Raw genomic sequence first — 24,160 nt, 5'->3', positions numbered from 1 at the left:
TAGAAGCAGCGCATGCTTGGACGCATCTTCACCGTCGGCGGCTATACCCTGCTATCGCGGGTCACCGGGTTCGCGCGCGACATCATGCTCGCGGCGATCCTCGGTGCCGGGCCGGTTGCCGACGCCTTCTTCGTGGCGCTGCGGCTGCCCAACCATTTCCGCGCGATCTTCGCCGAAGGCGCCTTCAACGCCGCCTTCGTGCCGGCCTATGCCCATGTCCATGGCGAGAAGGGCGAAGCGTCGGCGCGGCTGTTCGCCGACCGCATCTTCACGCTGCTGTTCGCCTCGCAGGTGATCCTGCTGGCGGTGGCGATGGCGTTCATGCCGCAGGCGATGAGCATCCTCGCGCCGGGCTTCACCGAGGACGCGGCGCAGCGCAAGCTCGCGATCGAGCTGACGCGGATCACGTTTCCCTATCTGCTGCTGATCACGCTGGTGACGCTTTATGGCGGCATGCTCAACGTGATGCATCGCTTCGCCAGCGCCGCCGCGGCGCCGATCTTCCTCAACCTCGCCATGATGATGACGCTGGCGCTCGCGGCGTTCTTCCCGAGCGCGGGCCACGCCGCGGCCTGGGGCGTCCTGATCTCGGGCTTCCTGCAATTCTTCCTGCTCGCCGGCGACCTCGCGCGCCATGGCGGCCTGCCGCGGTTCGCGCCCTTGAGGCTCGACGAGGACGTCCGCGGCTTCTTCCGCGCGCTGGGACCGGCGACGCTGGGCTCGATGGGCACCCAGGTGGCGCTGTTCGCCGACACCATCATCGCGACCTTCCTGCCCGCCGGCGCGCTGTCGGCGCTGTATTATGCCGACCGCCTCAATCAATTGCCGATCGGCGTGATCGGGATCGCGATCGGCACCGTGCTGCTGCCGGAGATGTCGCGGCGCCTGAGCGCCGACGATCACGCCGGCGCGATGGCCGCGCAGCGCCGCGCCTTCGATTTCACGCTGCTGTTCTCGGTGCCGTTCGTGGCGGCGTTCCTGACGGTCGCCGATCCGATCATGCGCGCGATGTTCGCCCGCGGCGCGTTCTCCAAGGCCGATGCGGCAAGCGCCGGGGCCACGCTCGCGGCCTATGCGGTGGGGCTCATTCCCTTCGTGATGATCCGCAGCGCGGTCGCGACCTTCTACGCTCGCAAGGACACCGCAACGCCGGTGAAAGCGGCGCTGACCGGGGTCGCGGTCAACGTCGCGCTGAAGATCGCGCTGGTCGGCACGCTGGCGCAGGTCGGCCTCGCGCTCGCGACCGCGGTCGGGGCCTGGGTCAATCTGCTGCTGGTGCTGACGTTTGCCGTGCGCCGCGGCTACCTCGCGCTCGATCGCGCGCTGATCCGCTCGTTCGGCACCTTCGCGCTGTGCGGCGTGCTGCTCGCGGTCGCACTGTGGCTGACCTCGCATTTCGCTTATGTGTGGTTCGCGCCGATGCAGATCTTTCGCGACGAACTGATCCTGCTGCTGCTGATTGCGGTCGGCGTCTTCGTCTACGCCCTCCTGATCCTCATGCTGTTCGGCCGCGGCTGGCTGTTCGCGCTCCGCCGCGTATAGTTTTACCTGTCAAATCAAATGCATAGGAGGCCGCTGTGTGATAGCGCCGCGCGCGGCGGAAAGCGGTTTGCGCTTCGGCGACAACCACGCCAATATGCGCAAAACACACCAAGGCAATTGGAGAGACGATGGCAGCTCCCATCAAATTCGGCGTCGGACAAAGTGTGCGGCGCAAGGAGGACGACGCTCTGATTCGCGGCAAGGGCCGCTACACCGACGACGTTGCACCGTCTCCCGCATTGCACGCGCTGATGCTGCGCTCGCCGCACGCGCACGCGACCTACACGATCGATGCCGGCAAGGCCCGCGGCATGCCCGGCGTGGCGCTGATCCTGACCGCCGCCGACGTCGCCGAACTCGGCGGCCTGCCGTGCCTGTTCAATCTCGAAACCGATCCGTTCACCGCACCGCCTTATCCGATCCTCGCCAAGGACGAGGTGCGCCATGTCGGCGACGCGGTGGCCTTTGTGGTCGCCGACACCGTCGATCATGCCCGTGACGCGATCGAGGCGATCGACGTCAAATGGACGCCGCTGCCGGCGGCGGTCGGCCTCGTCAATGCGGTGAAGAAGGACGCGCCGCAGGTGTGGCCGGACAAGCCCGGCAATGTGCTGTTCGACGTCTCGATCGGCGATAAGAAGGCCGCCGAGGACGCGTTCGCCAAGGCGCATGCGGTGGCCGAGATCACCATCGTCAATCCGCGCGTCATCACAAATTTTATGGAGACGCGCGCCGCGGTCGCGGAATACGACGCCAAGAAGGATCATCTGACGCTGACGATCGGCAGCCAGGGCAGCCACCGCCTGCGCGAGATCCTCTGCGACATGGTCCTGAAGATGCCGAAGGACAACATGCGGGTGATCTGCCCGGATGTCGGCGGCGGCTTCGGCACCAAGCTGTTTCCCTATCGCGAATATGCGCTGATCTCGGTGGCCGCGCGCAAGCTCAAGAAGAGCATCAAATGGACGGCCGAGCGCTCCGACCATTTCATGGGCGACGCGCAGGGCCGCGACAATCTCACCACCGCGAAGATGGCGCTCGCCGAGGACGGCAAATTCCTCGGCATGGATGTCGACCTGATGGGCGACATGGGCGCCTACCTCTCGACCTTCGCGCCCTACATCCCGCATGGCGGCGCCGGCATGCTGCCGGGCCTCTATGACATCCAGGCCTTCCACTGCCGGGTCCGCACCGTGTTCACCAACACGGTGCCGGTCGATGCCTATCGCGGCGCCGGCCGCCCGGAGGCCGCCTATGTCATCGAGCGCCTCGTCGATGCCGCTGCGCGCAAGCTCGGCATGACGCCGGACGCCATCCGGCGGAAGAACTTCATTCCGCCGAAGTCGCTGCCCTACACGACCGCGACCGGCAAGGTCTACGACTCCGGCGACTTCGTCGCGCATATGAAGCGCGCGATGGAGATTGCCAACTGGAAGGAATTTCCGAAGCGCGCCAAGGCCGCCAGGAAGGAGGGCCTGGTGCGGGGCATCGGCATGGCAAGCTATGTCGAGGTCTGCGGCACGATGGGCGAGGAGACCGCCAATGTGGCGCTCGATCCCAACGGCGACATCTCGATCCTGATCGGCACGCAGTCGAGCGGGCAGGGCCACCAGACCGCCTATGCGCAGATCGTCGCCGAGCAGTTCGGCGTGCCGCCCGAGCGCGTCCATGTGCTGCAGGGCGATACCGACAAGATCGCGACCGGCCTCGGCACCGGCGGCTCGGCATCGATTCCGTCCGGCGGCGTCAGCGTGCAGCGGGCGACGCATGATCTCGGCAACAAGCTGAAGGAGCTCGCGGCGCAGGCGCTGGAAGCCGGCGCCGGCGACCTCGAATTCGCCGACGGCCGCATCCGCATCGCCGGCACAGACCGCTCGATCAGCTTTGCCGATCTCGCCAAACGTCCGGGCGGCGATACGTCGAAGATGAATGCCAGCGCGACCTTCGCCAGCGCCGACGGCACCTATCCGAACGGCACCCATCTCGCCGAGGTCGAGATCGACCCCTCAACCGGCATCATCAAGATCGTCAGCTACGTCATCGTCGACGATTTCGGCGTCACGCTCAATCCGCTGATGCTCGCCGGCCAGGTTCACGGCGGCGCGATGCAGGGCATCGGGCAGGCGCTGATGGAGCAGGCGGTGTACAGCCCGACCGATGGTCAGCTCGTCACCGGCACCTTCATGGACTATGCGCTGCCGCGCGCCTCCGACGGGCCGTCCTTCGTGTTCGAGACCCATAACGTGCCTTGCACGACCAACCCAATGGGCGTGAAGGGCGCGGGCGAGGCCGGCGCGATCGGCTCGTGCCCGGCGGTCGTCAACGCGATCGTCGAGGGGCTGCATCGCGAGTACAAGATCGACCACATCGACATGCCCGCCACGCCGGAACGGGTCTGGATCGCGATCCGCGAGGCGCAGCGCCGCCATAATCTCTGATAAATTGTCGCAGGCGGAATGAAGATTCCGCCTGCGGTGTTTTGCAAACCAGGCCGGCCGCAGATCGCGGACCGGGACAGAGCGGAATTGAGGGGTTTTGCCGATGAAGCGGATTGTCGTCGTTGCTGCGGTGCTGGCGTTCGGTGCCGGTGCAGTCGTTGCACAGCAGGATCAAGTCAAGAAGACCCAGGCCATGATGAAGGACAATGGCAAGAATGCGGGTGCGCTGTCGGCGATCATCAAGGGCGAAAAGCCCTACGACCAGGCGACCGTCAATGCCGCGCTGGCCCAGTTCGAGGATACCGCCAAGCAGCTTCCGACGCTGTTCCCCGAGAGCATGAAAGGCGTCAAGCTGGAAGGCGATTACGCCCCTTCGCCGAAAATCTGGGAAGACAAGGCGGGCTTCGCGCAGCAGTCCGCGAGCTTCGCGAAGGTCGTCACCGATGCCAAGGGCAAGATCAAGGACGTCGATACGCTGAAGGCCGAGCTGGGCGTGATCGGCAAGCAGTGCGGCGGCTGCCACGAGACCTATCGCGTCAAGAAGGGCTGATCGCCATTCCATCAACGAAAAGGGCGGACGCTTTAGGGCGTCCGCCCTTTTTTGTGTCGGCCGTTTCTTGTTGGCGTTGCGTCGCGAACGATTACTTCGTCACTTGTTATTTGGTCACCTGGCCGCGGATCTCGCCGCCCGGATTGGCCGCAGTGTGAACGTTGACATAGTACTTGCCGGCGAGCAGATCGGCGGCCTGCGCGTCGGTCAGCGTGGCGCTGCCTTCGACCGGGCTCGACGTCGCGTTCGGGATCGCGACTGCGACACCGGAATTCTTGCCGGCCTCGGCGGGGCCGTGGAAATGCGCGGCAGTGGCCGGACCCGAGAGGCCGGAATAGGTCAGCTTCCAGCTCAGCTTCTTGCTGGCGGCATCGTAGTCGATGTCGGCGGTGCCGGTGGCGGTGCTGGTATTCGGCGGCACTTCGCTCTTGCTATCCAGCTTCGCCGTGAACTTCTCGGCAAAGGCCGGACCGGCGAAGGCGATGGCGGCGCCGAGCGTCAGCGTGGCAAGCAAGGTCTTGTTCGACATGGTTCTCTCTCCTTTGACGGCACAGGATGGTTGCAATCTTCAAACAGCAGCTTTTCGGATTTATTCCCCAAATGATCGTGGGTGCGGCAAATTTGATGCGAGCTTGTCCGACTGGTTGCCATCATACTGGTCCATGAACTGACGCGACCAATGACGGATCGGTGAATGCTGCGACGAATTTTCCTCCTGGCGATTCTGGCCGGCGTAATCGGCTTTGGCGTGTTCTGGTGGCTGACGATCCCCGCGACCGTTGCCGCCGACGCGCTGCCTGCCTATCAGCCTGACCTGGCCAACGGCCTCACAACGTTCAATGCCGGGGGATGTTCCTCCTGCCATGCCGTGCCGAAGCAGGACGACCGCACGAGGCTCGGCGGCGGGCTCGCGATCACCTCGCCGTTCGGTACCTTCTATGCGCCGAACATCTCGCCCGACCCGAACGACGGCATCGGCCGCTGGAGCGAGGCCGATTTCGTCACCGCAGTCATGAAGGGCACTTCGCCATCGGGCGCGCACTATTTCCCGGCGTTTCCGTACCCGTCCTATCAGCACGCCAAGGTCAGCGATGTGCGCGACCTGTTCGCCTATCTGAAGACCTTGCCGCCGGTCGCCGGCAAGGTGCGCGACCACGATTTGCCGTTTCCGTTCAACATCAGGCGCAACGTCGGGGTCTGGAAATTCCTGTTCATGAACGGCAAGCCGTTCATCGCGGATGCAAGCCGCTCGGCGCATTGGTACCGCGGCGCCTATCTCGTCAACAGCTTCGGCCATTGCGCCGAGTGCCACAGCCCGCGCAACGTCCTCGGCGGCATCGTCACCGCGCAGCGCTTCGCCGGTGGTCCGAATCCGGAGGGCGAAGGCTGGGTGCCCAACATCACGCCGAGGGGGATCTCGGACTGGAGTGTGAAGGATATCGCCTATTTTCTCGAGAGCGGCCAGATGCCGGACGGCGATAGCGCCGGTGGGTCGATGGTGCGCGTGATCCGCAACACCTCGCAACTGTCGTCGTCCGACCGCGACGCGATCGCCGAGTACATCAAGTCGCTGCCGCCGGTCGAGGGACCGCCGAAGCCGGTCAAGAAGGAGAAGGAATCGTAAAGCGGATGGGTTTGGTTGAATCGGCTCGCCGCGGTTTCGGTTCACCTCTCCCAAGGGAGAAGTGAACTTTCGACGCCGTTCAAGCTCGACCTAATCTCATCATGCTCTCGCGGGCGCGTCCTACTTCGCGCCGAACGCCTTGAAGGTGATGATCGTGAGGGTGTCCTGGATGCCCGGGATCACCTGAACCTTCTCGTTGATGAAATGGCCGATGTCGGTGTCGTGGTCGACGTAGAACTTGACCAGGAGGTCGTAGTTGCCCGCGGTGGAATAGATCTCGGACGCAATCTCGGCCTCCGCCAGCGCGTTGGCGACGGTGTAGGACTGGCCGAGCTTGCATTTGATCTGGACGAAGAAAGGAACCATCAAAGTCGTCTCCGGGGATTTCCGCGACTATAGGCCCAAAACGGGCGGCCAAGGCAAGGGGGCGAGGCAAGGGGTCAAGGCGAGGCCAACTTGCGGTAAAGTCAGGCGAACTTGCTGCCGATCGGCGGCCGGGCTAGGACAGGCCATGGTCTTGTTCGTGATGGTCTCATTCGTATCAACCGCCGGTGCTGCAAGATGACGCCGGTCGCGCTCACCATTGCCGGCTCGGACTCCTCGGGCGGGGCGGGCATCCAGGCCGACCTCAAGAGCTTTGCCGCGCTCGGGGTCTATGGCGCCTCCGCGATCACGGCGCTGACCGCGCAGAACACCACGGGGGTCAGCGGCATCCATCCGGTGCCCGCGTCATTCGTCACCGCCCAGATTGATGCGGTGTTCTCCGACCTCGAGGTCGGCGCGGTCAAGATCGGCATGGTGGCGCAGGCCGACACGATCGCTGCGATCGCCGATGGGCTGAGGCGCTGGGCGCCGCGCCATGTCGTGCTCGATCCGGTGATGGTCGCTACCTCGGGTGATCGGCTGCTTGCCGCCGAGGCGGTCGACGCGCTGAAGGTCCTGCTGTTTCCGCTGGCCTCGCTGATCACGCCGAACCTGCCGGAAGCGGCGGCGCTCTTGAACGAGCCGGTCGCCTCAAGCGAGGCCGACGTCGAGCGACAAGGCAGGCGATTGCTGGCGATGGGATGTCGCGCGGTGCTGGTCAAGGGCGGCCACGGCCACGGCGCCGAGAGCATCGACTATCTGATCGACGCCGAGCGCAGCATCGCGCTGGCTGCGCCGCGGATTGCGACCGCGAATACGCATGGCACCGGCTGCTCGCTGTCCTCGGCAATCGCAGCAGGGCTCGCGAAGGGCGAGAGCATGGAGACCTCCGTGCGCAAGGCCAAGGCCTGGATCACCGAAGCAATCGCCGAAGCCGATCGCTTCGCCGTCGGACACGGTCACGGACCGGTGCATCACTTCCACAAGTACTATTGACGCTAGTAGCCTCGTAGCCCGGATGTAGCGCAGCGCAATCCGGGGCGCTCCATCCGCTGATGCGACACCCGGATTGCGCTTCGCTGCATCCGGGCTACGTTCTTCGCTGCTTCGGCTGCGCGCAGGTTCCGCCGCAATATGTTGGCAACACAACGCCTCTTCCACACAGCCTCGACCGCCGATGTCGCCAGATTGTCGCACGCTGCTGTTATCCGCAGGGAAGGGGCGTGCTGCTGATTCTCGTTAACTGTTTGTGGGGCCTTGGGTCGCGGGGGTCGTCATCGCCTTGTCACAGGAATCTGTTAGGTGCACAGGCATGGGAAGTGACTCCTTGAGTGAAGAAAGTCCCGAGCGGCACTTTCGCACTTTGTTTATCTCCGATGTCCATCTCGGAGCCCGCGGTTCGCAAGCCGACCGCCTGCTGGACTTCCTCCGCGCTCACGATGCCGACACGATCTACCTCGTTGGTGATATCGTCGACGGCTGGGCGCTGAAGTCGAACTGGTACTGGCCGCAGACCCATAACGATTTCGTGCAGAAGATGCTGCGCAAGGCGCGCAAGGGCGCCAAGGTGATCTACGTCCCGGGCAACCACGACGAGTTCCTGCGCAAATATTACGGCACGCATTTCGGCGGCATCGACGTGGTGGAGAACACCGTTCACACCGGCGCCGACGGCAAGCGCTACCTCGTGATCCACGGCGACATTTTCGATCTCGTGGTGCAGAACGCGCGCTGGCTCGCCCATCTCGGCGACAAGGCCTACGATTTCGCGATCCAGATGAATCGCTTCGTCAACTTCTTCCGCAAGATGTTCGGCGTGCCGTACTGGTCGCTGTCGCAATGGGCCAAGCTGAAGGTCAAGAAGGCGGTGAACTATATCGGCGCGTTCGAGGCGACGCTCGCCGGCGAGGCGCGGCGCCACGGCTGCGACGGCGTGATCTGCGGCCACATCCACTACGCGACGATCCATGACGAGCACGGCATCCGCTACATGAATTGCGGCGACTGGGTGGAGAGCTGCACCGCGCTCGCCGAGCATGAGGACGGCCATTTCGAGATCATCACCTGGACCGACCCGGTGCGCCGGATCGCGCCAGTTCCGCGAGTGACGGCACGCGCTGCATGACGCATATCCTGGTCGCGACCGATGCGTGGCATCCCCAGGTCAACGGGGTTGTCCGCACGCTGACCATGATGGCACCGGCGGCGAAATCGCTCGGCGTCGAGGTGAGCTTTCTCACGCCGGACGAATTCCGCACCTTCGCGATGCCGAGCTACCGCGATCTCCGGCTGGCGCTGCCGTACCGGGCGAAGGTCGCAAGTCTGATCGAGGCGGCGCGGCCCGACAGCATCCATATCGCGACCGAGGGCCCGATCGGGCTTGCGGTTCGCCGCTACTGCCGCAAGCGCGGCCTGCCGTTCACGACGAGCTTCCACACCCGCTTCCCCGAATACGTCTCGGCGCGGACGCCCGTCCCGGAAGCCTGGGTGTGGCGGGCGCTGCGCTGGTTCCACAGGCCGAGCCGGGCGGTGATGGCGGCGACCCCGGCGCTGGCGGCCGAGTTGCGTCAACGCGGCTTCCGCAACGTGGTGTTGTGGTCGCGCGGCGTCGATACCGCGCTGTTCCATCCGCGCGACGTCGATCTCTGCCTGCCGCAGCCGGTCTATCTCAGCGTCGGCCGGGTGGCGGTGGAAAAGAACCTCGAGGCGTTCCTCGATCTCGATCTGCCCGGCACCAAGGTCGTGGTCGGCGACGGCCCGGCGCGGGCGGCGCTGGAGCGGAAATATCCGGACGCCGTGTTCCTCGGTGCTCGTCATGGGGAAGAATTGGCTGAGATCTACGCCGCGGCCGATGTGTTCGTTTTCCCGAGCCGTACCGATACGTTTGGTCTGGTGCTGCTTGAAGCATTGGCGAGCGGCCTGCCGGTTGCCGCTTTTCCGGTCACCGGTCCCCGCGACGTGATCGGCGCGGCGCCGGTCGGCGTGCTCGACGAGGATCTGCGCCATGCCTGCCTGGAGGCGCTCAGCATCCCGCGGCAGGCCTGCGTCGATTTTGCCGCGCTCCACACCTGGCAGGCGTCGGCCCGGGTGTTCATCGATCGCTGCATGAACGTCCGCCCCGCGCCGCCGGACGGCGAGGGGGAGGCGCTCGAATTCGGTGCCGAGGAGCACCATTTTGTGGCCCTGCCGGCCAGCCAGCCGATCTCGCACTAGACAAACTCACGCTAAATCGTCTTGCCGGGCTGCGCCCCGCCGCGATACAAATCGCGAATGACGGACACCGTTCTCAATCCACCCGTCGCTGCCGCGGACATCGATGCCGCCGCAAGGGTGGTCGCGCCGTTCGCGGTGCGCACGCCGCTCCTGACCTTCCCCGTTCTCAACGAACGCGTCGGCAGCCAGGTTTTCCTCAAGCCCGAAATGCTGCAGCGGACCGGATCGTTCAAGTTTCGCGGCGCTTTCAACAAGCTCGCCTCGATCCCGCAGGACAAGCGGAGCGGCGGCGTCGTCGCGTTCTCCTCGGGCAACCACGCCCAGGGCGTCGCCGCGGCGGCCAAGATCCTCAACATGCAGGCGACCATCGTGATGCCTGCGGACTCGCCGATCACCAAGCGCGAGCGCACCAAATCCTATGGCGCCGAAGTCGTGCTCTACGACCGCGATCGCGACGACCGCGAGGCGATCGCCAACGGCATTGCCGGCAAGCGCGGCGCGACCTTGGTGCGCCCCTACGACGATCCCTTCGTGATCGCGGGCCAGGGCACCGCCGGCCGCGAGATCGCCGAGGACATGGCTGCGCTCGGACTGACGCCCGACATCGTGGTCGCGCCGGCTTCGGGTGGCGGATTGATCGCGGGCGTTGCGACCGCGGTGAAGGCGAAATATCCGCAGGCCCAGGTGATCGTCGCCGAGCCCGCGGGCTATGACGATCATGCCCTTTCGCTCAAGGTCGGCCATCGCGAGGCGCATGCGGTTGCGCCGCGCACCATCTGCGATGCGCTGATGGCGATGATGCCGGGCGAACTGACCTTCGCCATCAACAGCAAGCTGCTCGCAAATGGCGTCAGCGCCTCCGACGACGAGGTCGGCGCCGCCGTCGCCTTCGCCTACCGCGAGCTCAAGCTCGTGGTGGAGCCCGGCGGCGCGGTCGGGCTCGCGGCGCTGCTTGCCGGGCGGATCGATACCAAGGGCAAGAACGTCGTGATCGTGCTGTCGGGCGGCAATGTCGACGCCGACCTGTTCGCGAAACTGGTTGCCTGACACCGGGTTAGGCACAGATGCTGCCGCGGTACATGAGCTGGTTCACGTGCGTGCGCAGGTCCATGGGACATGAATGCTTTGCGCGCCAGTCGTCGTGCGCGGGTCAAGCCCGGCAATGACAGGATATGAACAGTCGAGGTTACGAGAAGAACGCGATCTTCTCAGCCTGGCTCATGCGGCGGATCGGCGCGAGTGGATCGTTGGCCGCGACGCTTGGCCTTTTCAGCAGGCCGCTGGCGATGATGGTCGAACCGAGTGAGATCTCTGCTGCGGGAGCAGGGGCAGGCTCAACGGCGGGCCGGAGAGGCGGCGGCATCACCAGAGTTTCGGCAATCGGCGCCACAGCCACCGGCGGCGGCTCGATCTTGACTTCTGCCCTGACCTCGACCTTCGGCGCCGGTGCAGGCTCGGGCTGAATGGCCGGCGCAACCATTTCGGGCTCGGCCGCCATCGCCTCAGCGACGTCCATCGCTTCGGCGACGCGCATCTCCTCGGCGGCACGCATTTCCTCGGCGATAGCCTCCTCGTCGATCGGATCGGGCGCACCCATCTCCATCGCGATCAGGTCGAGCACCGCCTCGTCATGGGCGTCGGCCGTCGCTTCGTCGGTGACGCGGGCGAGTTCCGCGGCTTCGGCTTCGGCCAGCGCGGCTTCAGCTTTGATCCAGGCTTCGCTCGGCTGCGGCATCACGGCCGTAGCGGCCTCAGTGCCGGGCACGGCGGCGGGAATCGCGGCTTCGACGATCGGCGCCGCAGCGGCCTCCCGAGGCGGCGCTGGCCGCGTAGCGGCCATATCGGGAGCTGCACTTTCGGCCACCGGTGGCGGCGTGGGGGCCGCTGCCGGCGCCTCGGCCACGCCAGGCTCGGCCGCAGGCGTCGCCGCCTTGTCCGGATCGAACTCGCTGAGCCGGCGCGCCAGCGCCGCGAAGGCGGCATCCAGCACAGCCTTGGCGTCGTTCATCGAGACCTCGGCGGCGCCGGCCTCGATCGCGCTGACCTGCGAATCGATGATGTCGCAGATCCGGCCGTCATTGCCGATCTCGCGCAGCCGCCAGGAGATCTCCCTGATCACCCGCACGCCCTTGCGCACCGGTGCGAGGCTTTGCTCGAAGCTGATGCCGTCGAGCGCGGCGATGGCGGAGGCCTGGGCGGCTTCGATTGCGCCGCGCAGGGCGGCCAGCGCCTGCGCCAGTTGCTCGTCCCTGATCGCCGCGGCGGCGGCTTGCCGCTGCGCGCTGAGGCTTTCCTCGATCCGCGCCACGGCATCGAGCACCATGCGGGTATCGGCATTGCGGTTGCGCTTGGCGTATTCGCCGAGGAACCAGCGGCCCCGCGAGGTCTCCATGAAGGCCGCGCTGATCGCGGCATAGTCCTCCTCGCTCGGCAGGGCCGCGCGGGCGGATATCGGCGACAGGGCGAATGCTTCTTCGGCCATCACAATCTCTCCGCGCAAATCACTGCGCGTTACGCTAACGATCACCACGATATCGCGCGAATCGCAATTGAATTGATGTCTTCCGAATCACAAATCCCCATTGCAGCAAGGATTGCATCGCGGCGATTCGCGCGCAGCCTAGCGGCATTCTATGCCACGCTGTTCGGCATGACCGGGGTTCATCTGCCGTTTTTCACGGTGTGGCTGAAGGCGGTCGGCATCGACGCCACCTGGATCGGCATCATCACCGCGGTGCCGCCGGTGACGCGCTTCACCGTGCTGCCGCTGGTCACCGCGGCGGCGGAGCGGCGTCAGATGCTGCGCGGGGCGATCATCGCCACCGGATTCGCCACGGCGTTCGGCTTTGCCGTGATCGGCACCCAGCACCAGCCGTTCGTGCTGCTGGCGATCTATGCGCTGACCTGCTGCGTCTGGACTCCGATGGTGCCGCTCACCGACGCCTATGCGCTGCGCGGCGTCAGGCAATTCGGCCTCAGCTACGGACCGCTGCGGCTCTGGGGCTCGGCCGCCTTCGCGGTCTGCGCGCTGCTGAGCGGCTTCCTGCTCCGCTATGTCGCCGAGGTCGACCTGATCTGGATCATCACGGCCGTGACGGCGCTCGGCGCGCTGGTCGGGCTGACGCTGCGGCCGCTGGGCCGCCCAGCGGCAGCCGCCACACCTGCGGCCGGCGCGCCAAAACTGCTGCGCAATCCCACCTTCCTCGCCATCATCGTATCCTCGGCGCTGATCCAGGGCAGCCACGGCGCCTATTACATCTTCGCATCGATTGCCTGGCAGCAGGCCGGCTTCAGCGGCCTGACGATCGCTTGTCTCTGGGTGCTCGGCGTGATCGCCGAGATCGTACTGTTTGCGGCCTCGCCGCGCTTCACGCTGCCGTCGGCTGTGCTGGTGATTATCGCGGCGTCCAGTGCCGCGGCGCGCTGGGCGATCACCGCGCAGGACCCGCCGCTTGCGGTGCTTGCAGTTGTGCAGCTCGGACACGGGTTGAGCTTCGGTCTGACGCAGGTCGGCATCATGGGACTGATGGTGCATCACGTGCCGGTTCACGTGATGGCGCGCGCGCAAGGCTATCTCACCGCCTGCGGCGGCATTGTCGCGAGCACCACGGCGATCGTCAGCGGCATGGTCTATGCGCGCTTCGGGCTCGGCGTCTACGACATGATGGCCGCGATGGCGGCCACGGGCGGGCTCGTGATGTGGCTGGCGCGTAAGCGTCTTACCGATTAGCCCCAGAGCGCGGCGTCGGGCGGATAGACCAGGCTGCCCTCGTAGCGCAGGCCGTGATCGCGGTCCTTCGCCAGCAGCAGCGGGCCGTCGAGATCGACGAAGCGCGCGGCTTGCGCGATCAGCATCGCCGGCGCCATCGCGAGCGAGGTCGCGACCATGCAGCCGATCATGATCTCGAAGCCGAGCGCGCGGGCGGCATCCGCCATCGCCAGCGCTTCGGTCAATCCGCCGGTCTTGTCGAGCTTGATGTTGACGGCGTCATAGCGGCCGCGCAGGCCGGCGAGCGAGGCGCGGTCATGCACGCTCTCGTCGGCGCAGACCGCAACCGGCCGCCTGATCCGCGCCAGCGCCTCGTCCTTGCCCGCCGGCAGCGGCTGCTCGATCAGGGTGACGCCGGCATCGGCGCAGGCCGCGAGATTGGCGGCGAGGTTGTCCTCGGTCCAGGCTTCGTTGGCGTCGACGATCAGCTCGGATCTAGGCGCCGCCTTGCGCACGGCGGCGATCCGTGCGCCGTCGCCATCGCCGCCAAGCTTGATCTTGAGCAACTGACGATGCGCGGCCTTCGCGGTGGCCTCCGCCATCGCCTCTGATGTCCCGAGCGAGATCGTATAGGCGGTGGTCCGCGGCTCCGGCGCGGGCCGGCCGAGCAGGTTCCAGATCCGTTTGCCGGCGCGTTTGGCCTCAAGGTCCGCCAGCGCGCAATCCAGCGCATTGCGGGCGGCGCCGGCAGCCATCCCGGCCTGCAAGGCGATCCGGTCCATGCCATTGGTGAGTGGCGCCTGTAGGGCCTGGATCGCCTGCAGTGTCGCCTCGGGCGTTTCGCCATAGCGCGGGTAGGGTACGCATTCGCCGCGGCCGGTGAGGCCGCCCTGGCTCACCTCGGCCACCACGACGACAGCCTCGGTCTTGGTGCCGCGGCTGATCGTGAAAGTCCCCGCGATCGGCCAGCGCTCGATCCGACTGCTCAGGGAAATCGCTCCGGGAGGGGTGGAAGTCATTTTAAAGTCTACTATTTCCTGAACCGTAGCTTGCGACGCGCAACCAACTATGGCTGTTTAGCGACAGATTCGACAAGCCGATCCGGCAGCGCCGGAGATCAGCGTTAGCGGCAGCCAGCCGGCTTGAGGGGTGGGTTAGAGGTGAGCGGCGACCCGACACTGGAGCGGATAGCCCAAGGCGAAGGACTGGCGTTGTGCGCGGCAGGCAACTGGACGGCCCGCTTTGCTCCTGCGCTTGAGCGGATCGTCTCCGACGCGGAGAAGCTGCGCGGCAGCCGGCCGCACATCTTCATCGACGTGTCGCAGGTCGCGAGCCTCGACACGTTCGGCGCCTGGCTGATCGAGCGGCTGCGCCGCAGCCTGAGCGACGCCACCGCCGAAGCCGAGATCGCGGGCCTGTCGGCCAATTATTCCAGCCTGGTCGACGAGGTCCGCCGCGTCGGCCCCGCGCCCGGGGTCGTCAGCGACCGGCTGTCGATCTCAGGCATGCTCGAGCAGATCGGGCGCACCGTGGCCGGGATCGGCAGCACCATCATCGGCCTCGTCGACATGCTCGGCGCGGTGCTGGCGGCCGCCGGGAAGGTGCTGATCCATCCGCGCAGCTTCCGCCTGACCTCGACGGTGCATCACCTCGAGCAGGTGTGCTGGCGCGCGGTGCCGATCGTGGTGCTGATCACCTTCCTGATCGGCTGCATCATCTCGCAGCAGGGCATCTTCCATTTCCGCAGGTTCGGCGCCGACATCTTCGTCGTCGACATGCTGGGCGTCTTGGTGCTGCGCGAGATCGGCGTGCTGCTGGTCGCGATCATGGTCGCGGGCCGTTCAGGCTCGGCCTATACCGCCGAGCTCGGCTCGATGAAGATGCGCGAGGAGATCGACGCGCTGCGCACCATGGGCTTCGATCCGATCGAGGTTCTGATCCTGCCGCGCATGCTGGCGCTGGTGCTGGCGCTGCCGATCCTGGCCTTTCTTGGCGCGATGGCCGCGCTCTATGGCGGCGGCCTGGTGGCCTGGCTCTATGGCGGCGTCGATCCGGAAGCCTTCCTGCTCCGCCTTCGTGATGCCATATCGATCGACCATTTCATCGTCGGCATGGTCAAGGCGCCGGTCATGGCGGCGGTGATCGGTATCGTCGCCTGCGTCGAAGGCCTGGCGGTGCAGGGTTCGGCGGAGTCGCTCGGACAGCACACCACCGCATCGGTGGTGAAAGGGATCTTTTTCGTGATCGTGATGGACGGCGTGTTCGCGATCTTCTTCGCCTCGATCGGGATGTGATCATGGCGGAAGAGGACAACGACGCCATCATCCGGGTCCGTGACATTACGGTTCAATTCGGCAACACGCGCGTGCTCGACGGCCTCAACCTCGACGTCAGGCGCGGCGAGATCCTCGGCTTCGTCGGGCCCTCGGGCGCCGGCAAGTCGGTGCTGACGCGCACCATCATCGGGCTCGTGCCGAAAGTCGCCGGCCGCATCGAGGTGTTCGGCGTCGATCTCGACGCCGCGAGCACCTCGCAGCGCCGCGCCGTCGAGCGCCGCTGGGGCATCCTGTTCCAGCAGGGCGCGCTGTTCTCCTCGCTCACGGTGCGCCAGAACATCCAGTTTCCGGCGCGCGAGTATCTGCGCGTCTCGCAGCGGCTGCTCGACGAGATCATGGTGGCGAAACTCGTGATGGTCGGGCTGAAGCCGGAAGTCGCCGATCGTTATCCGTCGGAATTGTCGGGCGGCATGATCAAGCGCGTCGCGCTGGCGCGGGCACTCGCGCTCGATCCCGAGCTGGTGTTTCTCGACGAGCCGACCTCGGGTCTCGATCCGATCGGCGCCGGCGAGTTTGACGAGCTGGTGCGCACCCTGCAACGCACTTTGGGGCTGACCGTTTTCATGGTAACCCACGATCTCGACAGTCTTTACACCGCGTGCGACCGTATCGCCGTTTTAGGGAACGGTAAGATCATTGCTGCAGGATCGATCGCCGACATGAAGGCGTCGCAGCATCCATGGCTGCAGCAATATTTCAACGGCAAGCGCGCCCGTGCCGTTGTGGCCTAGCCCATGATCCCGAAACCTGATGCCGACTTTCGGACGAGATCATGCGCCAACAGGGAATTCGATGGGCTCGAGCGCAGCCGGCTGCGCGAGGGCCCGAGAGTGATTAACGCGAGCAATTGATGGAAACGCGGGCGAACTACGTCTTGATCGGGGCTTTCACGCTGGCGGTGATCGCCGCCGCGTTCGGTTTCGTGCTGTGGTTCCAGAGCCTGCACACGACCAAGCAGCGCAGCCCCCTGCGGGTGATCTTCGAAGGGCCAGCGTCAGGCCTGCGCAACGGCGGCAACGTCAATTTCAATGGTATTCGGATAGGGGAAGTGGTCTCGGTGAAGCTCGACAACCCGCGACGCGTGGTTGCGCTGGCGATGATCGAGAACAACGCACCGCTCCGCAAGGACACCCTGGTCGGTCTCGAGTTCCAGGGCCTCACCGGCGTCGCCGCGATTTCGCTCAAGGGCGGCGAGGAGGCAGCCCCGCCGGTGCCGCTGGACGAGGACGGCATCCCGGTTCTGACCGCCGACCCGAATGCGCTGCAGGACGTCACCGAGGCGATCCGCGCCACCCTGCAAAACGTCAACCGCATCGTCGCCGACAATCAGCAGTCGGTGAAGAATTCGCTGAAGAATCTCGAGGTCTTCACCCAGGCCTTAGCGCGCAATTCCGAGAAGATCGACAACGTCATGCTCAAGGTCGACGGCGTGATGGGCAAGGCCGACAGCCTGATGCTGGGCCTCAATGCGATCGCGGGCGGCAACAATGGCAGCGAGCTGAACCTGATGGTGAAGTCGATCCGCGAACTCGCCGAGGACCTCGACAAGCGCTCCAATCTCCTGATCAACGACGGTCGCCGGACGCTGTCCGACATCAGCCGCGCGGTGAACAATTTCGACCGCAACCCGAGCCGGGTGATCTTCGGCGGCAGCAACAATGCCGCACCCGAGCCCGCGCCGGCTCCGGCCGCACCGGGGCCCGCGGCGGCGGCAATGACGTGAGAATGGTGAGTGGCGAATAGCGAGTAGGGTTCGCCGTCGGCCGCATCCGTCATTGCGAGCCAACGGGTCGCGCGAACGCGCGCCCGATGACAGGCTCCGCGAAGCAATCCATCGTTCCGCATGCTCGGCGCGATGGATTGCTTCGTCGCTTGCGCTCCTCGCAATGACAGCGGTTAGTTACTGGCACGCCGGTGCCACAGCGAGACTCTGCGGCGTCGCCCCAAACAAAAACGGAGGCCCTTCGGCCTCCGTTTCCAATTGCTATTCGCTACTCGCTTACTTCGCCAGCTTACCCCAGCCGTCCCGCGGCATGCGCGAGCAGGGTGTAGACCAGCCCGGTCTCCGAGGTGAGGTGGCTGCTCAGCTCCTGCTGGCCGCGGCCGTCGCGGGCGACTTCGTCGAGCAGGCGCTCGAACTCCGCGATATAGCGGTCGACCGTCTGCTTGAAGCCGCGGTCGGCGCGATACTTGCGGGCCACCTCATCGAAGGCCTTCTGGCCGGCCGGCGTGTAGAGGCGCTTGGAGAACGCCTTGTTCTCGCCGCGCTGGTAGCGATCCCACATCTCGGCCGCAAGCGTGCGGTCCATCAGCCGGCCGATGTCGAGCGACAGCGACTCCAGCGGATTGACCGGCTGTTGCTGCGGACGCGGGCGCTGCTGGGCGTCGCGGCTCTGCGGGGCGGGCGGCGGTGCGTCGCTGCGGTTGAGCAGGTCGGACAGCCAGCCGTCGCCGTTGTTGTTGGAGCCTGCCGGGCTGACCGGCGGGGCCTCGGTGCGGCGCGAGCTCGTCATGCCGAGATCCGGCGGCGGCAGCGTCGAGGCGCTGTTGCCGTTGTCCCGCATGCGCACGTCGCCGCGGCCGCCGGCGGCAGCCACCACCGGCTCCTCGTGGCGAACGCTGGCGCGGTTGGTCGAGACCACGTCGAGTCCGCGGCCGTGATGAGCGACGATGCGGTTCAGCTCGGCCAGCGCCTCGATCTGGTCGACGATCACCTTGCGCATCTGCGCGGTGTTCTCGGCGGCCTCCTGCGGCATCTCGAGCACGCCGCGGCGCAGCTCGTTGCGGGTGGCCTCGAGCTCGCTCTGCATCTCGCTCGCCATCTGCTTCATCGCCGTGACCATCGCGGAGAACTTCTCCGTCGATTCCTTGAACATCGCATCGGTCTCGGCGTTGCTCTGCTGGTAGAGGTCGTTCATGGCGTCGACGGTCTGCTGACGCTCGTTCTCGGCCGCCTGGCGCACCGCCTCGAACTGCCTGCTGATCGCAGCCGAACCGGCGCCTGCGGTCTCCGCCACCACACGGGCGATGTCGCGGGCGCGTTCCTCGGCCGCTCCGAGCGATTCATCGAGCAGCCCGGTGAAGCGCGACAGCCGCTGGTCGAGATCGGTGGTGCGCAGGTCGATGGTCGTGACCAGCGCTTCCAGCGCCGACTTGCGCTCGCTGACGGAGGCCGTCGTCGAGCGGTTGGCCTGCTCGACCACGGCAGCCGCATCGATCAGCGCCTTGCCATGGGTCTCGAACTGGCTCGACAGCTCGCCGAGATCTTCCAGCGCCTTGCCGGTCTTGCTGTTGAACACCGTGAGCTGGTCTTCCAGCGTCTGGGTTGCCACGCCGTTGCGCGAGGTGACGTCGTTCATGGCGGACACAAAGTCGGCCACGCGGGTCACCAGCGCGCGCTCCAGCGAGTTGAGGTTGTCGTGGGCGCCGGTCAACACTTCCTGCAAGAGGATGTTGCCTTCGCGCAGCCGCTCGAACAGCGCGACCGTATCGGTGCGCAGGATCTTGCTGGTCTCCTGCATCTCCGTGACGGCCGAGATCGAGACCTGGCGCGACTGGTCGATCGCCGCGCGCGAAGCCTGCTCGAGCTCCTTGAGCGACTTCGCCACCGCGCCGGTCGCCTGATCGCCGGCCGAGGTGATGTTGCGCGCGACATCGCTGCCGTGGGCCGACATCGACTGCGAGAAGGCGAGCCCGCGGGTTTCGATCGCCTTCAGCGCATCCGCGGTGGCGCGATCCATGTCGCTCGACAGCTGCGTGGTCTTGGCGGTCAGCGCCTCGACCAGCGAGCCGCGGCGGCCGTCGACCATCTGCGACAGACGCTCGGTCTGCTGCTGCACATAGGTGACGATCTCGTCGGTCTTGCCGGTCATCGCCGAGCCGAAGGCGCTGGAGGCCGACAGCACCGAACGTTCGATGTCGGCGGAGGTCGTCTTGACCTTGGTCGAGACCTCGTTGGACATGGTGATCAGCGCGGCCTGCGCGTTCTGCGCCGAGGTCTGGATGTTGTCGGTGGTCTTGACCGTGACCGCACCCAGCGCGCGCTCGATATCGGTCGAGAGCGTGCGGATCTGGGCGGCGGCATCGGCGGAGGTCGCCGCAAACGAGCTCTGGGCCTCGCGGGCGCTGCCGAGGATGGTCTGCGCGGTCTCCGCGCTGGCCGTGGTCAGCGACCGCTCGATCTCGGCGGAGATCTCGCGGATCTGGCTTGCGGCCTCGCTGGAGGTCGCCACGAACGAGCTCTGGGCATCGCGGGCGCTGCCGAGGATCGCCTGCGCGGTGTTGGTGCCGACCGAGGTCAGGGTGCGCTCGACATCGACGGCCAGCGACTTGACGTGGTTGGCTGCTTCCGTCGACGCGGTGACGAGGGTGTTCTGCGCCTCGCGGGCGCCGGCCGTCAGCATCTCGACGGTGCCGGAGCCGGCCATCGACAGTGCACGCTGGATGTCGGCGGCAAGCGCCGACACCTTGGTCGCAGCCTCGGTCGACGCGTTGACCAGGGTGCTCTGGGCCTCACGCGCGCCTGACGTGATCGATTCCGCGGTGGCGGAGCCGGCCATCGACAGCGAACGCTCCATATCGGCCGCCAGCGAGCGGACCAGATCGGTGGCCTCGGTGGATGCGCCGGCCAGCGTGCTCTGGGCCTCGCGGGCGGAGGCGACGACGGCTTCCGCGGTGGCGGAGCCTGCCATCGACAGCGAGCGCTCGATGTCGGCCGACAGTGTTCGGACCAGGTTGGTCGCGTCGGTGGATGCGCCGGCGAGCGTGCTCTGGGCCTCGCGGGCGGAAGCGACGACGGCTTCCGCGGTCGCGGTGCCGGCCATCGAGAGCGAGCGCTCGACGTCGCTGGCGAGCGACTTGACCTGGCCGGTGACGTCGGTCGACGTCGAGATCAGCGTGGTCTGGGCCTCGCGGGCGCCGGTCATGATTGCCTCGGCGGTGGCGGTGCCGGCGGTCGAGAGCGAGTGCTGCACGTCGGCCGCGAGCGTGCGGACCAGGTTGGCGGCTTCGGTGGATGCACCGGCAAGCGTGCTCTGGGCCTCGCGAGCGGAGGCGACGACGGCTTCCGCGGTCGCGGTGCCGGCCATCGAGAGCGAGCGCTCGACGTCGCTGGCGAGCGACTTGACCTGGCCGGTGACGTCGGTCGACGTCGAGATCAGCGTGGTCTGGGCCTCGCGCGCGCCGGTCATGATCGCCTCGGCGGCGGCGGCAGAGCCGGCCATCGACAGCGACTGCTCGACATCGGTGGCCAGCGACTTGACCTGGCTTGCAGCCTCGACCGAGGCGCTGACCAGCGTGGTCTGCGCGTCGCGGGCGCCGGACAGCACGGAGGCTGCGGTGGCGCTGCCGGCCGCCTGCAGCGTGCGCTCGACATCCTCGGACAGCGCCTTGATCTGCGAGGCGACGTCGCCGGAGGCCGAGACCAGCGACACCTGGGCATCGCGGGCACTGGTGAGGATCGAGTTGGCGGCGCTGGTGCCGACGGCGGTCAGCACGCTCTCGACCTCGGCCGAGCTCAGCTTGAGCTGGTTGCCGACGTCCGCGGATACGGTGAGCAGCGCCTGCTGCGCGGTGCGCGCGCCGGTCTGGATGGTTTCGCTGGTGTTGACCACGAGGTTGGTCAGCGAACGCTCGGCGTCCTCGACATGGGACTTGATGCTCGACGACAACAGCTCGGCGCGGGACATCAGGTCCTCGCTCGCCTGGCGGCCGCTGCTCTCGATGCGGCCGGCGACGGCCTCGACGCGCGAGCCCAGCAGGTCCTCGAACTGCGCGACGCGGGTATCGATGTCGCCGGCGATGACGCCGACGCGGCTCTCGATGCCCTGCTGGATGTCGGCGAACCGCGCCGAAATGGTGTCGGTCAGGTTCGCGCTGTGACCATTGATGGTGTCGGCGAGGCGGGTGCTGTGGCCGTTGAGGGTGTCGACCAGGCGGATGCTGTGGCCGTCGATGGTCTCGGTGACGCCGTTGATGCGATAGTCGACCGCGGCGATCGCCTGCACGGTGCCTTCGGTCAGGGTGGTGGTGAGCAGGCCAAGCCGCGAGTCGATCGACTGGATCGCCTGGGAGGCGCCGTCGGTCAGCTGGGTCGCGAGCGTGCCGAGATGGCCGTCGATGGTCTCGGTGACCGACTTGGCGCGGCTCTCGAAGGTGACTTCGAGGGACTTCATGCGGCCGTCGATCGCGTCATCGAGCGATTGCAGACGGCCGTCGAACGAGCCGATCTTGCTGGCGAGCGAACTGTCGAACGACGACAGCTTGTCGGTCAGCGAGGCATCGAGATTGGTGACGCGGCTGCCGAGCGTGGTCTCGAACTGCAGCAGGCGCTGGTCGAGCGAGGCGGTGATCTCGCCGCTGTTGGTGGTGACACGATGGTCGAAAGTGTCGACATAGGTCTTCAGGCTGTCGGCAATGTCCTGGGTCCGCTGGCCCATGCGTTCGACGATGTCGCCGCCGAAGGTCTTCACCGTGCGGTCGAATTCCGAGATGTGGCGGGTGATCAGCGCGCCGAGCGTGCCGGAGTCGCGGGCGAATTTCTCGGCGAGCTCGCTGCCGTGGTTCTTCACCAGGTCGTCGAACGCGCTCATCTGCAGCGACAGCGAGTCGTGCGCGGTCTCGGTCTGGCCCACCACCTTGGCGACCAGCGAATTGACAGTGACGTCGAGCGCCTCGCTTGCCTTGTCGCCGGACGTCATGATCTGGCCGGCGAGGCGGTTGCCGGCATCGTCGATCTTGCTGACAAGGTCGTTGCTGCGCAGCTCGAGCTCGAGCAGCAGCGAGTCCGCGGAGTTCTTCAGGGAGTCGTGGACCTCTTCGGTGCGGTCGGAGATGCCGTCGACGATGACAGACGAACGCTGCTCGAACTCGCCGGTGATGCGGTCGATGCGCTCGTTCAGCAACTCGTGGACGCGATCGGCCAGATCGACGAACTCGTCATGGACATGGCCGGTCTTGAAGTTGAGGCTGGTGGTCAGCCGCTCGGAGGCGTCCATCACCGCGCGCGTGGTCTCGGCGCTGGCCTCCTCGAGGCGGTCGAGCAGGTCGCCGCCGCGCTCGCCGAGCGCGAGGATCATGTTGTCGCCGGCATGGCTCAGCGCGGTGGTGATGTGCTGGCCGCGCTCTTCCAGCGCGCCGGTGATGCTCTTGGCGACCTCGTCGACGCGCGAGGCGATCGCGTCCGAGATCAGCGCGATGTCGTGGCGCAGGTCGATCTGCACGCCGGAGATCGCGCTGCGCACCTGCTCGGCCTGGCCGACCAGGTTGTCGCGCTGGTGGGCGATGTCCTGCAGCAGCGCGCGGATGCGCACCTCGTTGTCGGAATAGGCGCGTTCCAGCGCCGCGACCTCGTTGGCGACGAGGGTCTCGAGTTCGCCGGCGCGCGCGATCGCGCGCTCGACGCCGTCGCCCATCGCCGCGACTTCGCGGCGGATCGCCTGGCCGACCGTCACCATGGAATCGGCGGCGGCGTTTTCCGGCTCGGAGAATCGCATCGCGACCTGCGCCATCGATTGCGCGATCATCTGCATGCGCTGACCGTGCGCGGCGAGGCTTGCGAGATAGTAGAACAGCAGGATCGGCACGGCGAACAGCGCGGCAAGGCCGGCGAGCACCAGGACGCCGGTGCCCTGGGCCATCGAGGCCTGCAGGGCCGGCCAGAACGCGATGGTGAGGATGACGCCGCCCAGCAGCCAGGCGCCGGAGCAGACAAAGAACAGCGTGAAGGCGTTGCGCGCGCGTCCTCCCTGCAGCGTCTGCAGCATCTGGCCGATGGTTTCGCGATCATCATTGGCGGCGCGGCGCGGCGCGCGCGGTTCTTCGATCGGCTCGAACGCCGAACGATCGGAATTACTCGGACGCGACTCGAACGATGTGGCTGAAAAATCGGCAGCGGGCGGCAGGTTCGGCGGCGCGGCGCCTTCGTTGAGGGGGCTGCGATTCTCCGCGCCCTGTTCGCTGATGTTGAGGGCTTCCTGGATGGCAGAAAGCGCGACTTCGGTGGGATCTTTGACCTTCTTGGGAGTGTTCGCCATGTTCAGTCTGAGCCCTCTCACTATTTTACGCGTCGGCGAGCCTGCGATCGTCCCCACGCAAGCTCGAAGCCGGTGCCCACAAGCGGAGCGCAAGCCGGCCCCCTCGGCGGCTTGTCCGCTACATCCGCAAACATCCTATTGGGAGAGCGATGCGAATGAAATGCTTGCGATTAATACTTTCTTAATCATCGTTAACAGCTTTGCGCCATAAGGCCTTATGGGCACTCGAAATTCCCGCTCTAGAGCACCGATTGTGTCCGGAAATTGTCCAGAATCGGGCGGTTTTGCCGATCATCCCAACAACAATCCGTTAACCAGTTTCGTGATTGGCTGGGCCAACGATCCGCCGGCG

General features: G+C 66.3%; 17 protein-coding genes. 12 read left to right on the top strand and 5 right to left on the bottom strand.

The features are described 5' to 3' along the window. Positions 1-12 precede the first annotated feature (12 nt). The 3 genes from murJ to ACVIHF_RS21550 all read left to right on the top strand — a co-directional run bounded on the left by murJ (position 13) and on the right by ACVIHF_RS21550 (position 4,530). Positions 13-1,542, top strand: coding sequence for a murein biosynthesis integral membrane protein MurJ (murJ, locus tag ACVIHF_RS21560; RefSeq protein ID WP_253607834.1), 1,530 nt, complete (start codon positions 13-15; stop codon positions 1,540-1,542). Between the two features lie 128 nt (positions 1,543-1,670). Beyond that, the gene (locus tag ACVIHF_RS21555; RefSeq protein ID WP_253607835.1) at positions 1,671-3,980 is read left to right on the top strand and encodes a xanthine dehydrogenase family protein molybdopterin-binding subunit; all 2,310 of its coding nucleotides are present in this window, start codon (positions 1,671-1,673) and stop codon (positions 3,978-3,980) included. Positions 3,981-4,083: 103 nt separating this feature from the next. Further along, complete coding sequence (locus ACVIHF_RS21550) at positions 4,084-4,530, top strand: c-type cytochrome (protein WP_141340701.1); 447 nt, start codon at positions 4,084-4,086, stop codon at positions 4,528-4,530. Positions 4,531-4,636: 106 nt separating this feature from the next. Here the strand turns inward: ACVIHF_RS21550 and ACVIHF_RS21545 are convergent, their stop codons facing one another. Continuing rightward, entirely contained in the window at positions 4,637-5,059 is a 423-nt protein-coding gene (locus ACVIHF_RS21545; protein WP_057016700.1) for a CHRD domain-containing protein, read from the bottom strand. A gap of 165 nt (positions 5,060-5,224) precedes the next feature. Here ACVIHF_RS21545 and ACVIHF_RS21540 point away from each other — a divergent pair, with 165 nt between their 5' ends. Then, complete coding sequence (locus ACVIHF_RS21540; RefSeq protein ID WP_225644532.1) at positions 5,225-6,154, top strand: c-type cytochrome; 930 nt, start codon at positions 5,225-5,227, stop codon at positions 6,152-6,154. A 120-nt stretch (positions 6,155-6,274) separates the two neighbouring features. On the opposite strand, the gene ACVIHF_RS21535 is transcribed toward ACVIHF_RS21540, so the two are convergent. Further along, positions 6,275-6,520, bottom strand: a complete 246-nt coding sequence (locus tag ACVIHF_RS21535; RefSeq protein ID WP_016845986.1) for an Lrp/AsnC ligand binding domain-containing protein — start codon at positions 6,518-6,520, stop codon at positions 6,275-6,277. Positions 6,521-6,715: 195 nt separating this feature from the next. Between ACVIHF_RS21535 and thiD the strand changes: the two genes are divergently transcribed. The 4 genes from thiD (at position 6,716) to ACVIHF_RS21515 (ending at position 10,777) form a co-directional block, all read left to right on the top strand. After that, complete coding sequence (gene thiD / locus ACVIHF_RS21530; protein WP_456792478.1) at positions 6,716-7,513, top strand: bifunctional hydroxymethylpyrimidine kinase/phosphomethylpyrimidine kinase; 798 nt, start codon at positions 6,716-6,718, stop codon at positions 7,511-7,513. 316 nt (positions 7,514-7,829) lie between these two features. Further along, a complete protein-coding gene (locus ACVIHF_RS21525; RefSeq protein WP_141340705.1) occupies positions 7,830-8,642 on the top strand; it encodes a UDP-2,3-diacylglucosamine diphosphatase in 813 nt (270 codons plus the stop codon). Beyond that, positions 8,639-9,730, top strand: a complete 1,092-nt coding sequence (locus ACVIHF_RS21520) for a glycosyltransferase family 4 protein (protein WP_456792477.1) — start codon at positions 8,639-8,641, stop codon at positions 9,728-9,730. The genes ACVIHF_RS21525 and ACVIHF_RS21520 overlap by 4 nt, the downstream gene beginning before the upstream one ends. 57 nt (positions 9,731-9,787) lie before the next feature. Then, positions 9,788-10,777: a threonine/serine dehydratase gene (locus ACVIHF_RS21515; RefSeq protein WP_456792475.1), complete on the top strand. Its 990-nt coding sequence runs from the start codon at positions 9,788-9,790 to the stop codon at positions 10,775-10,777. A 139-nt stretch (positions 10,778-10,916) separates the two neighbouring features. Here the strand turns inward: ACVIHF_RS21515 and ACVIHF_RS21510 are convergent, their stop codons facing one another. Then, entirely contained in the window at positions 10,917-12,212 is a 1,296-nt protein-coding gene (locus tag ACVIHF_RS21510) for a hypothetical protein (RefSeq protein WP_456792474.1), read from the bottom strand. A gap of 75 nt (positions 12,213-12,287) precedes the next feature. Here ACVIHF_RS21510 and ACVIHF_RS21505 point away from each other — a divergent pair, with 75 nt between their 5' ends. Beyond that, the gene (locus ACVIHF_RS21505) at positions 12,288-13,460 is read left to right on the top strand and encodes an MFS transporter (protein WP_456792473.1); all 1,173 of its coding nucleotides are present in this window, start codon (positions 12,288-12,290) and stop codon (positions 13,458-13,460) included. Here the strand turns inward: ACVIHF_RS21505 and dgcA are convergent. Then, on the bottom strand, positions 13,457-14,458 hold the full coding sequence (gene dgcA, locus ACVIHF_RS21500) for an N-acetyl-D-Glu racemase DgcA (protein ID WP_456792472.1): 1,002 nt from the start codon (positions 14,456-14,458) through the stop codon (positions 13,457-13,459). The genes ACVIHF_RS21505 and dgcA overlap by 4 nt on opposite strands. A gap of 141 nt (positions 14,459-14,599) precedes the next feature. Between dgcA and ACVIHF_RS21495 the strand changes: the two genes are divergently transcribed. The 3 genes from ACVIHF_RS21495 (at position 14,600) to ACVIHF_RS21485 (ending at position 17,498) form a co-directional block, all read left to right on the top strand. Continuing rightward, positions 14,600-15,733 carry an MlaE family ABC transporter permease gene (locus ACVIHF_RS21495; protein WP_253607843.1) on the top strand — a complete coding sequence of 378 codons (1,134 nt, stop codon included), beginning with the start codon at positions 14,600-14,602 and terminating at the stop codon, positions 15,731-15,733. A gap of 2 nt (positions 15,734-15,735) precedes the next feature. Beyond that, positions 15,736-16,506: an ABC transporter ATP-binding protein gene (locus ACVIHF_RS21490; RefSeq protein ID WP_028338275.1), complete on the top strand. Its 771-nt coding sequence runs from the start codon at positions 15,736-15,738 to the stop codon at positions 16,504-16,506. A gap of 119 nt (positions 16,507-16,625) precedes the next feature. After that, the gene (locus ACVIHF_RS21485; RefSeq protein WP_456792471.1) at positions 16,626-17,498 is read left to right on the top strand and encodes an MlaD family protein; all 873 of its coding nucleotides are present in this window, start codon (positions 16,626-16,628) and stop codon (positions 17,496-17,498) included. 289 nt (positions 17,499-17,787) lie between these two features. Here ACVIHF_RS21485 and ACVIHF_RS21480 read toward each other — a convergent pair whose 3' ends face one another. Then, entirely contained in the window at positions 17,788-23,808 is a 6,021-nt protein-coding gene (locus ACVIHF_RS21480) for an apolipoprotein A-IV repeat region-like domain-containing protein (RefSeq protein WP_456792470.1), read from the bottom strand. Between the last annotated feature and the right edge of the window lie 352 nt (positions 23,809-24,160).

The organism is Bradyrhizobium sp. USDA 4506, assembly GCF_054058795.1.
Note: the sequence above shows the minus strand (reverse complement) of the source record. Positions and strands in the feature narration are given on the sequence as shown.

Bases quoted from the DNA above. Each gene is read 5' to 3' on its own strand.
- ACVIHF_RS21510 (WP_456792474.1), bottom strand. From the start codon at position 12,212: ATGGCCGAAGAAGCATTCGCCCTGTCGCCGATATCCGCCCGCGCGGCC.
- ACVIHF_RS21515 (WP_456792475.1), top strand. From the start codon at position 9,788: ATGACGGACACCGTTCTCAATCCACCCGTCGCTGCCGCGGACATCGAT.
- ACVIHF_RS21480 (WP_456792470.1), bottom strand. From the start codon at position 23,808: ATGGCGAACACTCCCAAGAAGGTCAAAGATCCCACCGAAGTCGCGCTT.
- ACVIHF_RS21520 (WP_456792477.1), top strand. From the start codon at position 8,639: ATGACGCATATCCTGGTCGCGACCGATGCGTGGCATCCCCAGGTCAAC.
- ACVIHF_RS21490 (WP_028338275.1), top strand. From the start codon at position 15,736: ATGGCGGAAGAGGACAACGACGCCATCATCCGGGTCCGTGACATTACG.
- ACVIHF_RS21535 (WP_016845986.1), bottom strand. From the start codon at position 6,520: ATGGTTCCTTTCTTCGTCCAGATCAAATGCAAGCTCGGCCAGTCCTAC.
- ACVIHF_RS21555 (WP_253607835.1), top strand. From the start codon at position 1,671: ATGGCAGCTCCCATCAAATTCGGCGTCGGACAAAGTGTGCGGCGCAAG.
- ACVIHF_RS21525 (WP_141340705.1), top strand. From the start codon at position 7,830: ATGGGAAGTGACTCCTTGAGTGAAGAAAGTCCCGAGCGGCACTTTCGC.
- ACVIHF_RS21485 (WP_456792471.1), top strand. From the start codon at position 16,626: ATGGAAACGCGGGCGAACTACGTCTTGATCGGGGCTTTCACGCTGGCG.
- dgcA (WP_456792472.1), bottom strand. From the start codon at position 14,458: ATGACTTCCACCCCTCCCGGAGCGATTTCCCTGAGCAGTCGGATCGAG.
- ACVIHF_RS21550 (WP_141340701.1), top strand. From the start codon at position 4,084: ATGAAGCGGATTGTCGTCGTTGCTGCGGTGCTGGCGTTCGGTGCCGGT.
- ACVIHF_RS21505 (WP_456792473.1), top strand. From the start codon at position 12,288: ATGTCTTCCGAATCACAAATCCCCATTGCAGCAAGGATTGCATCGCGG.
- ACVIHF_RS21545 (WP_057016700.1), bottom strand. From the start codon at position 5,059: ATGTCGAACAAGACCTTGCTTGCCACGCTGACGCTCGGCGCCGCCATC.
- ACVIHF_RS21540 (WP_225644532.1), top strand. From the start codon at position 5,225: ATGCTGCGACGAATTTTCCTCCTGGCGATTCTGGCCGGCGTAATCGGC.
- murJ (WP_253607834.1), top strand. From the start codon at position 13: ATGCTTGGACGCATCTTCACCGTCGGCGGCTATACCCTGCTATCGCGG.
- thiD (WP_456792478.1), top strand. From the start codon at position 6,716: ATGACGCCGGTCGCGCTCACCATTGCCGGCTCGGACTCCTCGGGCGGG.